This window comes from Ruegeria sp. BHSA163 (assembly GCF_059613365.1).
The window spans coordinates 69,467-79,636 of record NZ_JBXWSJ010000019.1; the positions used below are offsets into that span (position 1 = coordinate 69,467).

13 protein-coding genes and 1 pseudogene are annotated in these 10,170 nt (G+C 54.1%); 1 reads left to right on the top strand and 13 read right to left on the bottom strand.

Annotation, left to right across the window (positions count from 1 at the left end; all coding sequences use genetic code 11):
- Positions 1–22 precede the first annotated feature (22 nt).
- The 6 genes from AC2FNV_RS10890 to rplB all read right to left on the bottom strand — a co-directional run bounded on the left by AC2FNV_RS10890 (position 23) and on the right by rplB (position 3,369).
- Positions 23–571 (bottom strand): amino acid synthesis family protein, encoded by a 549-nt coding sequence (locus tag AC2FNV_RS10890; RefSeq protein ID WP_170603378.1) that lies wholly within the window; start codon positions 569–571, stop codon positions 23–25.
- A gap of 156 nt (positions 572–727) precedes the next feature.
- A complete protein-coding gene (rplP, locus tag AC2FNV_RS10895; protein ID WP_170476948.1) occupies positions 728–1,141 on the bottom strand; it encodes a 50S ribosomal protein L16 in 414 nt (137 codons plus the stop codon).
- Between the two features lie 12 nt (positions 1,142–1,153).
- Entirely contained in the window at positions 1,154–1,861 is a 708-nt protein-coding gene (gene rpsC / locus AC2FNV_RS10900; protein WP_170476946.1) for a 30S ribosomal protein S3, read from the bottom strand.
- On the bottom strand, positions 1,861–2,241 hold the full coding sequence (rplV, locus tag AC2FNV_RS10905; RefSeq protein ID WP_008756532.1) for a 50S ribosomal protein L22: 381 nt from the start codon (positions 2,239–2,241) through the stop codon (positions 1,861–1,863). The genes rpsC and rplV overlap by 1 nt, the downstream gene beginning before the upstream one ends.
- 3 nt (positions 2,242–2,244) lie before the next feature.
- Complete coding sequence (rpsS, locus tag AC2FNV_RS10910) at positions 2,245–2,523, bottom strand: 30S ribosomal protein S19 (protein ID WP_010437056.1); 279 nt, start codon at positions 2,521–2,523, stop codon at positions 2,245–2,247.
- A gap of 3 nt (positions 2,524–2,526) precedes the next feature.
- Positions 2,527–3,369: a 50S ribosomal protein L2 gene (rplB, locus tag AC2FNV_RS10915; protein WP_170476944.1), complete on the bottom strand. Its 843-nt coding sequence runs from the start codon at positions 3,367–3,369 to the stop codon at positions 2,527–2,529.
- A gap of 372 nt (positions 3,370–3,741) precedes the next feature.
- Here rplB and AC2FNV_RS10920 point away from each other — a divergent pair, with 372 nt between their 5' ends.
- Positions 3,742–4,647 (top strand): hypothetical protein, encoded by a 906-nt coding sequence (locus tag AC2FNV_RS10920; protein ID WP_170603376.1) that lies wholly within the window; start codon positions 3,742–3,744, stop codon positions 4,645–4,647.
- Between the two features lie 586 nt (positions 4,648–5,233).
- On the opposite strand, the gene AC2FNV_RS10925 is transcribed toward AC2FNV_RS10920, so the two are convergent.
- From AC2FNV_RS10925 to AC2FNV_RS10955, 7 genes and pseudogenes are all read right to left on the bottom strand, one after another.
- On the bottom strand, positions 5,234–5,530 hold the full coding sequence (locus tag AC2FNV_RS10925; protein ID WP_010437040.1) for a 50S ribosomal protein L23: 297 nt from the start codon (positions 5,528–5,530) through the stop codon (positions 5,234–5,236).
- Positions 5,527–6,144, bottom strand: a complete 618-nt coding sequence (gene rplD / locus AC2FNV_RS10930) for a 50S ribosomal protein L4 (RefSeq protein ID WP_170476941.1) — start codon at positions 6,142–6,144, stop codon at positions 5,527–5,529. The genes AC2FNV_RS10925 and rplD overlap by 4 nt, the downstream gene beginning before the upstream one ends.
- A complete protein-coding gene (gene rplC / locus AC2FNV_RS10935; RefSeq protein ID WP_170476939.1) occupies positions 6,141–6,875 on the bottom strand; it encodes a 50S ribosomal protein L3 in 735 nt (244 codons plus the stop codon). The genes rplD and rplC overlap by 4 nt, the downstream gene beginning before the upstream one ends.
- An 18-nt stretch (positions 6,876–6,893) precedes the next feature.
- A complete protein-coding gene (gene rpsJ / locus AC2FNV_RS10940; RefSeq protein ID WP_008756422.1) occupies positions 6,894–7,208 on the bottom strand; it encodes a 30S ribosomal protein S10 in 315 nt (104 codons plus the stop codon).
- Positions 7,209–7,487: 279 nt separating this feature from the next.
- Positions 7,488–7,610 (bottom strand): annotated as a pseudogene (locus AC2FNV_RS10945) (EF-Tu C-terminal domain-related protein); the annotation flags it as partial.
- Positions 7,611–7,663: 53 nt separating this feature from the next.
- Complete coding sequence (locus tag AC2FNV_RS10950) at positions 7,664–9,490, bottom strand: amidohydrolase (RefSeq protein ID WP_170603374.1); 1,827 nt, start codon at positions 9,488–9,490, stop codon at positions 7,664–7,666.
- Positions 9,491–9,617: 127 nt separating this feature from the next.
- Positions 9,618–10,170: EF-Tu C-terminal domain-related protein (locus AC2FNV_RS10955; protein WP_496773278.1), on the bottom strand; the 553-nt coding region annotated here is incomplete at its 5' end.

Below are 10,170 nucleotides of genomic sequence, written 5' to 3' on the forward strand. Positions count from 1 at the left end.
ACGCCAGTCAATGTAGCTGCGTTTACGTGTTTATGGGCCCTTTACCGCAGCGCGGTATAGGTCGCCCACCATCTGCGTAGGCTAAGCAAAGCACGATCTCGTCAGGTTTTGGCGCGTCAGGTATGTTCAAAGTCATTGTGTCAAAATGATCGAACGACCAAGGGTTGTCCTTATGACCAAGCGGCAGGTCGATTTCACATCCCGGTGCACCAAGCTTGGCATTAGAAGGAATTACTGCTTCACCCCCGCCGGCCGCTGCGCGCATCGGAGCACCAAGCCTGGGATGTATCACTGCCCCACCCTGTTCGAGGTCACCATTGATGCCCACAATCGCGGCCTTTCCGTATGAGACCGGATCACCGTTTAGTTGCCTTATTGCTTCTGCGGCAAGATCTTTACCAAGAGCACCACCAATCTCAAAAAGCTCTGATAAGTCCTCCGAGAATTTCCCAGATAACGGGTTTTGAAAAACAGCCATGGCAGCCACGCGGTTGATTGGCGGGCAGGGCTGGCCCAATTGGTCCGCCGTAACGACTTCTTTGAGAAAAACCTTTTTGCGCAACTGAAACATTGAAACCTCTCACATTGCTGCTTGGCAGCCTAAGCGTGCGCCAGTTGTTCGTCGATTCCATTCGCAGCCCGATCGCAGAGTTCGGGCGAAAAAGAAAACCCCCGCCGGCTCTCCGACGGGGGTCATCAAATTTCAAGCGGGGTTGCCGCCAATTACTTACCAGTCTTCGCGAACCACAACGCGAGTCTTGATCGGCAACTTCATCGCCGCAAGACGCAGTGCCTCACGAGCGATGTCGTCGTTGACACCGTCGATCTCGAACATCACGCGACCCGGCTTGACTTTGCAAGCCCAGCGATCGACCGAACCCTTACCTTTACCCATACGAACTTCGATCGGCTTTGCCGTAACCGGAGTGTCGGGGAAGATACGGATCCAAACGCGACCTTGACGTTTCATATGACGGGTCATGGCACGACGCGCAGCTTCGATCTGACGCGCAGTCACACGTTCAGGCTGCAATGCTTTAAGTCCATAGGTGCCAAAGTTCAGATCAGAGCCACCTTTGGCTTCGCCCTTGATCCGGCCTTTGTGCATCTTGCGGAATTTTGTACGCTTTGGTTGAAGCATCTCAAATCCTCCTTAACGACGGCCGCCTGCACCGCGAGGCGCCGGACCATCCTGGAGTTCCTGTGCTTTACGGTCACGTGCCTGCGGATCGTGCTCCATGATCTCACCTTTGAAGATCCAGACCTTGATCCCAATGATCCCATACGGTGTCATCGCTTCGGCATGTGCGTAATCGATATCTGCACGCAGAGTGTGCAGAGGAACGCGGCCTTCCCGGTACCACTCGGTCCGCGCAATTTCGGCACCGCCCAGACGGCCAGCAACGTTGACGCGAATACCGAGTGCGCCCATGCGCATGGCGTTCTGAACCGACCGCTTCATCGCGCGGCGGAACGAAACGCGGCGTTCAAGTTGCTGAGCGATAGACTCTGCAACAAGTTGCGCATCAAGCTCGGGCTTGCGCACCTCGACGATGTTCAGGTGCAGTTCGCTGTCAGTCATGCGGGCAAGCTTTTTGCGCAGAACTTCGATGTCTGCACCTTTCTTGCCGATTATGACGCCCGGACGCGCTGTATGGATCGTTACGCGGCACTTTTTGTGCGGACGTTCAATGATCACACGGGCAACACCGGCCTGCTTACACTCTTTCTGAATGAACTCACGGATTTTGATGTCTTCCAGCAGAAGATCTCCGTAGTCCTTGGTATCTGCGTACCAACGGCTGTCCCAGGTGCGGTTCACCTGAAGGCGCATGCCGACCGGATTGACTTTATGTCCCATTAGGCTTGCTCCTCAACTTGACGCACCTTGATGGTGATCTCCGAGAACGGCTTCAGGATTTTCCCAAAGCGGCCACGGGCACGCGGGCGACCACGCTTCATGACCAAATTCTTGCCAACCCAGGCCTCGGCAACGATCAGCTCATCTACGTCCAGGTTGTGATTGTTCTCGGCGTTGGCGATTGCGGACTGAAGGCATTTCTTCACATCCTGTGCGACGCGCTTGTTCGAGAAGGTTAGATCGGTCAAAGCCTTCTCAACTTTCTTGCCGCGGATCATCTGCGCAACCAGGTTCAGTTTCTGCGGACTGGTGCGAAGCATGCGGGTTTTCGCCATTGCTTCGTTTTCAGCCACGCGGCGGGGGTTCTTTTCCTTGCCCATGACTTACTTCCGCTTCGCTTTTTTGTCTGCGGCGTGACCGTAATAGGTCCGGGTCGGCGAGTATTCACCGAACTTCTGACCGATCATGTCTTCCGAGACGTTTACGGGAATATGTTTATGGCCGTTGTACACACCAAAGGTCAGACCCACGAACTGGGGCAAAATGGTGGAACGACGCGACCAAATTTTGATGACTTCGTTACGGCCCGACTCGCGCGCTGCTTCGGCTTTTTTCAGCACGTAAGCATCGACGAAAGGGCCCTTCCAAACAGAGCGAGACATAGTTTAACGTCCCTTCTTCTTGGCGTGCCGCGAGCGGATAATCAGCTTCTGGGACGCTTTGTTCTTGTTACGGGTACGCTTACCCTTGGTATCCTTACCCCATGGTGTAACCGGTGTACGGCCACCCGAAGTACGACCTTCACCACCACCGTGCGGGTGATCGATCGGGTTCATCGCAACACCACGAACCGACGGACGAACGCCCTTGTGGCGCATGCGACCGGCTTTACCGAGGTTTTGGTTGCTGTTGTCGGGGTTGGATACGGCACCGATAGTGGCCATGCATTCCTGACGGACCATGCGAAGCTCGCCCGAGCTCAGCCGGATCTGAGCGTAACCGCCATCGCGACCAACAAACTGGGCGTACGTACCCGCCGCGCGCGCGATCTGACCGCCTTTGCCAGGCTTCATCTCGATGTTGTGGACAATTGTACCGATTGGCATGCCCGAGAACGGCATTGCGTTGCCCGGCTTGATGTCCGCCTTTGTCGATGAGATGACCTTGTCACCCACCGCCAAACGCTGCGGAGCCAGGATATACGCCTGCTCGCCGTCTTCGTATTTTACCAGTGCGATGAATGCGGTCCGGTTCGGGTCGTATTCGATCCGCTCGACGGTTGCCGCGACATCCATTTTGTTCCGTTTAAAGTCAACGATCCGGTAGAGACGCTTTGCGCCACCGCCGCGGCGGCGTGAAGTGATCCGTCCGGTGTTGTTCCGGCCGCCCGATTTGGTCAAACCCTCTGTGAGAGACTTGACCGGACGTCCTTTCCAAAGCTCCGAACGGTCGATCAGCACCAGCCCGCGCTGGCCCGGCGTCGTCGGCTTGTACGACTTGAGTGCCATGCTTTCTGTCTTCCGTTTAGCAAGTGCGAGGGATTTCCCCGCTATGTGATAGGCGCCCGCCCGTCTGTTTCCTTTGGAAACACATCACCTGAGCGCCAAGGGTATAGGGCCCCGAAGGTCCCCGATTACAAATATCAGAGGCCCCGGAACGAATCCGAGGCCGCAAGATTGGGAGCATTTAACAGGGTTGGGGGTGGGTGTCTATAGGGAGCTCAATTTAAATCACGTTTGAAATTTAATATAAATCAAGTTCAAACGATCATGGCTATCTTAGCGTGGCTTAAAGATTTATTCGCTCACTGAGGAGTTGTGCAACTTCGAACGAAGTGGTCTACTCTACCAAAAATAGTAAACTATCAAGGCAATATTGTAATGGTTGATTTGGATCAGTTGGGCAGCGACGACAAACGCTCAGTTCGAGATGTCGCTGAAGCATTTCTGGCTTGGGCCAAGCAAAAGAACCTGTTCGACAAAACACCACTTGAAGATGGTTTGGATCAGGACGAGGTAGACTACGACGTCACCTCAAATGAATTTTTGGCTCAGGCAACTGAAACTATTCTTCGAAAGCGCTCCGTTAACCTTGTTGGATTTTCTGAGCCTGAAAGAAAAATTATTGTCTTTACGCACTCCAAAGTATCAAAATCCGATGAAAAGACCCTTCCATTCAAATTCGGTGAGTGCACAGTAGAGTATGCGCAAGGCGGTATCGCGCAGGTCAAAGGGAACCCTCCCCCTCCGCAAAACCCGCAGCCCTATATTCTTCGCGGCAATCACTATACCTGTGGCTCATCTGTTTTCCCGGCACACTGCATTGGCGCAGGAACTCTCGGCCTGATCGTGAAGGACAATCAAGGTAAGCTGTACGGCCTATCAAACAATCACGTCACAGGCGCTTGCAACAACGCGATGCCCGGACTTCCAATCTTGGCTCCTGGCCCTCTCGACGCGACAGAAAACGCTTGCGACCCATTCACTGTTGGGCGCCATTCTAGCTTGCTTCCTATCAATGACGGCATTCCCGAAAACATCGACATCAGTGAAAACTGCGACGCCAGCCTTTTCGAACTTTCAGATTCTTCCAAAGTGACTTCGTATCAAGGCAATTATTTCGACACACCTCAGACAACGGCCATTCCAATTCCGAGCATGAAAGTGAAAAAAGTTGTTCGAACAACTGGACTTACGCTCGGAACAATCGTCGCTCAATCCGCCTCGCCGGTACCCGTTTCTTATGCGGTCACCGAATATGGCGTTAAAAAAAACTGTATGGTTTAACGACGTATATATCGTTGTGGGGGATGGTGGTGTACCATTTTCTCGTTCTGGAGACTCTGGCTCGCTAGTAGTTAGCACGGACGGGAATGGCACTGAACTGGCTGTCGCATTAGTGTTTGCCGGCAACGAACAACGTGGTATATCGTTTATTTTACCTTTGACACCAATTCTGCAACGCCTAGATGTGGAAGTAGTTTCGAAACACAATGTTACATAGTCACCAAAAAGCCCTCGCGGCAGCAAAGGAACTATCAAAGAGCTTGGCTCTGCCTAGTTCCCGGGCAAGTATTTTTGCGTGGTGCGACGATGGAAGTTATCGACTAGTGGTTTCCGGCGACAAATGCTGGCTGGCTTATTTTGCCAATGTGCCTTCTGAATTCGAAGGCTTCCCAGTGATTATAGAAGATAGTCTTGACGCAGCAGTCCGACACACAATCCACTAGTTCTGCGTTTACGCCAGTAAGTGTTGGCATGAATGTGACTTTATTTTCGAATAGTTAGAAAATTCTCGATCTGATCTTCTGAGACCCAACAAAAAACCCCCGCTTTCGCGGGGGCCTTTATCTCTCTCCAAAGACGGGTTCGATCAGAGACCGGTGCTCACGTCGATGGTGTTACCCTCTTCCAGGGTCACGTATGCTTTTTTGACGTCTTTCCGACGGCCCAGCTGGCCGCGGAACCGCTTTACCTTGCCTTTGGTCACGGTGGTGTTCACCGCTTTGACCTTCACACCAAACAGCGCCTCAACCGCCTCTTTGATCTGCGGCTTGTTGCTGTCGATCGCCACTTCAAAGACAACCGCGCCGTTTTCGGACGCCATGGTCGACTTTTCGGTGATGACCGGCTTGCGGATCACGTCGTAGTGTTCTGCCTTCGCGCTCATTTCAGACGAGCCTCCAGTGCTTCGACAGCCGCTTTGGTGAGCACCAGAGTGTCACGCTTGAGGATGTCATAAACGTTTGCACCCATCGATGGCAGGATATCCAGACCTTCGATGTTGCGCGACGCCTTAAGGAAACCTTCGTTCACGGTCGCCCCGTCGATGACCAAGGCGCGCTTCCAGCCCAGGTTTGCAACCTGTTTGGCCAGAGCAGCGGTCTTGCCTTCCGCTTCGGCGTTCTCGATCACAACCAGTTCTCCTGCTTTGGCTTTGGCCGACAGAGCGTGGCGCAGGCCAAGCTTGCGGAACTTCTTCGGCAGGTCGTGTCCGTGCGAACGAGGGGTCGGGCCCTTGTAAATACCACCCTTGCGGAAAATCGGCGCGTTACGGTCACCATGGCGTGCGCCACCTGTGCCCTTCTGGCGATAGATCTTCTTGGTCGAGTAGCTGGTTTCCGAGCGGGTCTTTACCTTATGGGTGCCAGCCTGCGCGTTATTGCGCTGCCAACGGACCACTCGGTGCAGGATGTCCGCGCGCGGTTCGAGACCGAACAGCTCTGCATCCAGCTCGATGTTGCCGGCCTTTTTGCCGTCCAGTTTGATTACATCAAGTTTCATGCTTCACCACCTTCCGCGGGAACTTCTTCCGCAGGTGCTTCGGTCGCCTCAGTCGCAGCCGATTTAACAGCAGCCGGGAAAGGCAGGCCTTCCGGTGCTTTCTTTTTGACCGCGTCCTTGACGGTGACCCAGCCCGATTTCGGTCCGGGAACAGCGCCTTTGATAAAGACCAGATTCCGGTCGGCATCAGTTTTGACGACTTCCAGGTTCTGGGTGGTTACACGGGCAGCACCCATGTGACCGGCCATCTTCTTGCCCTTGAACACCTTGCCCGGGTCCTGACACTGACCGGTCGAACCGTGCGAGCGGTGGCTGATCGAAACACCGTGCGAGGCGCGCAGACCACCGAAGTTCCAGCGCTTCATCGCACCAGCAAAGCCTTTACCGATGGATGTACCCGAAACGTCAACCTTCTGACCTTCAAGGAAGTGTTCTGCCGAAATCTCGGCACCCACATCAATCAGGCCATCTTCGGAGACACGGAACTCAGCCAGCTTACGCTTGGGTTCAACCTTTGCAGCGGCGTAATGACCGCGCATGGCCTTTGAGGTGCGTTTTGCTTTGGCAGCACCCGCACCCAGCTGGACAGCGGTGTAGCCGTCTTTGTCAGTGGTACGCTGTGCAACGACCTGCAGGTTGTCCAGGTGAAGAACGGTCACAGGGATCTGCTTTCCGTCTTCCATGAACAGGCGGGTCATGCCAACTTTTTTTGCGATAATACCAGAGCGCATAATCTATACCCTCCGATCTTACGACTGCAGCTTGATCTCGACATCCACACCAGCAGCCAGGTCGAGCTTCATCAGAGCGTCCACGGTCTGGGGAGTCGGATCAACGATGTCGAGCAGACGCTTGTGCGTGCGGATCTCGAACTGATCGCGTGATTTCTTATCAACGTGAGGGCCACGGAGAACCGTGAACTTCTCAATCTTGTTCGGCAGAGGGATCGGGCCACGCACGTTCGCGCCGGTCCGCTTGGCAGTGTTGACGATCTCTTGCGTGCTGGCATCCAGAACGCGATAGTCAAATGCCTTCAGCCGAATACGGATGTTTTGGCTTTGCATAGATACAGCCTTTTATCAGGCGTTGGAGTTGAGAGGAGGACAGACGCGCATCGCCAACCCTCATCGAACCCAAAAGGCGGGAATCACCCCGCCTTGACGTTCTTATTGAGAACTCGCGCGTATTAGTGGGGTTGGTGCGGTTTGGCAAGAGGGAATTGAAGCCCGCTTATACAGTCAACTGCGCTTCGGTCTTATTCCGCATGCAAGGGTATATCCGGCGAGATCACCTTTTTTCTGCTTTTTCAGAGCAACTGCCCCCCGCCAGTGGGTAGAGTCAACTTACTCTATGATTTTTTGCACAACGCCTGCGCCGACGGTGCGGTCGCCTTCGAGGATCGCAAAGCGCAGACCGTTTGCTACCGCGATCAGGTTGTTTAGCTCAACGCCGAACAAAAAGTTGTTAACAAGGGCTCGAGTTTCTCGGTCGCTCAAGCGTCCGTAACAACGCTCCCCGCCTAGTTCCGCGCAAGCCAGGGGTCTTCTACCTGCATACCCTGATAAATCGCATGAAGGAAAACATGGGCTAGGACCGGGTCATTCGAAAATGGTGAGAAATGCAAGTTTCCTTCCCGAACGCCTTCTTCGGCCTTATATACGACTTCGTCGCCTTTTACGGTTACCAGAACCTGCAGCTCTGACAGATTTTCCGGTTCTACTGCGGATGGATCATCTGACAGGATTACGAAATCCGCGACTTTGCCAATTTCGATAGAACCCTTTTCCTTTTCTTCAAAGTGCTGCCAAGCGGGCCAGATTGTCATGGCTTTCAAGGCCGTCATAACGTCCACCCTTTGGTGAGGTCCCAGTATATCGCCCGAACGCGTTCTGCGGGTCACCGTCGCCGCCAGCACGCGCATACTGTCCGGAAGCGCGACGGGCGCGTCGTGGTGGGTGCCAAACATCATGTCTCTCTGACGAATCCAACCAGATGGCGAGATGTTTTCGGCGTTCACCGGGCCGACAGTATGATCTCGATGCCAATCCCCCCAATAGAAAGTATGCATAGGAAAGATCGAAGGAAATACACCCAGTCGCTTGTAACTTTCAACTTGGTCCTCTCTTAAGAATTGACCGTGAACCAAAACGGGTCGGTTGCCTGGCTCACCGAACTTCATCTGGGCAACTTCCAAGGCAGCGATCAGCATATCTGAAGCCCCTTCTCCGTTCGAGTGCACCAGAATCTGAAACCCGTTTTCAAAACACCAGTTTACGGCATCCTGCAGCTGGTCCATTGATATGGCCGCATAACCGGCATATCCGGCCGGGTACGAGCCGACGGGGTCATAATAAGGACGATCACGCAAAGCGGTAAAGCCTTGAGGCGATCCATCAATCGTCAGCTTGCATCCTCCGACCCGCACTCGATCGTCGTAAGTTTGCGAGACATTGGCACCAATGAATTCACGCGATTCCAAAACATCGGGAAAGGCCACAACATCAATGGGAAGCCCCTCAGTCGACGCAACTTTTCTCAGAGCTTCGACAATTTGACCCGACGATCTGCCTTCTTGTCCGGTCGTATAGCCATATCTTGCCCAAAGCTTGCTGCCCGCCTGCGCGAACGCAACCAACCCTTCTTCACCAAGGTTACCTAACAATGGCACAAGCACGGAAAAGAAAGCGTATTCCTCTAACACACCATTTGGCTCTCCGTCTGCATCCCGCTGAATAACCCCGCCGGGTGGTGCCTCAGACGAAGACGTTATCCCTGCAATTTCCAACGCCCTTGAATTCGCGACTCCCAAGTGACCAGATTGATGAATAATTATGACAGGCAGATCTTCTGAAACCGCGTCCAAATCTTGTCGTGTCGGGTGGCGCAGCTCTTTTAACTGCGCGTTGTCGTAACCAAATCCAATAATCATTTTGGTGCTCTCGACGGCTTTGGCATTTTCAGCGGCCCATTCAGTGAGAGTGGATTGCAGGCTGGAAATGTCCGTGACCTTTCCGTCCGGGGGTGCAAGCAAATTTGCCGAGAGGGCCTGCAGCCCCCCCATGACAACATGCCCGTGGCTATCAACAAAACCCGGCAGCATCGTGCGCCCTTCGAGATCAAAGAGTTCGGTTCCGTCGCCCTGGTAAGCGGCGATTTCGTCGTGCGCGCCAACCGCCAGTATGCGCCCGTCCCTAACCGCTACTGCCTCTACAGTTGGTCGCTCGTCGTCTATTGTGAGGATCGGTCCACCAGAATAGATGCGGTCCGCAACCTGTTGGGAAAACACCGGTGTTGATGCAATATATAATGATGCGAAAAGACTGAGTGAAAGCGAAGAAAAGTTCATCAACTGATCTCTTTCCTGTTGCGTTAACCAATGGCAATAAGGTTAACACCTCCGCCTGATTTGTTGAAATTCAAAAAAAGGGCGCCTTGGAGGGCGCCCTTTCTGTCTGGTCGTTCGTTAAAACGAATTATTCAATAATCTTCGACACAACGCCCGCGCCGACGGTGCGACCGCCTTCGCGGATGGCGAAACGCAGGCCGTCTTCCATCGCAATCGGCGCAATCAGCTCGACCGTGAAGCCGACGTTGTCGCCTGGCATAACCATCTCGGTGCCAGCGGCCAGCGTCACGGTGCCGGTCACGTCAGTCGTACGGAAGTAGAACTGCGGACGGTAGTTCGCGAAGAACGGCGTGTGACGACCGCCTTCTTCCTTGGTCAGGATGTAGGCTTCGGCTTCGAACTTGGTGTGCGGGGTCACAGAGCCCGGCTTACACAGAACCTGGCCACGCTCAACGCCGTCACGGTCAATACCACGCAGCAGCGCGCCAATGTTGTCGCCTGCCTCGCCGCGGTCCAGCAGCTTGCGGAACATTTCAACACCGGTGCAGGTGGTCTTGCTGGTGTCGCGGATACCGACGATTTCGATCTCGTCGCCAACGTTGATAACGCCACGCTCAACACGACCGGTCACAACCGTACCACGACCCGAGATCGAGAAAACGTCTTCGATCGGCATCAGA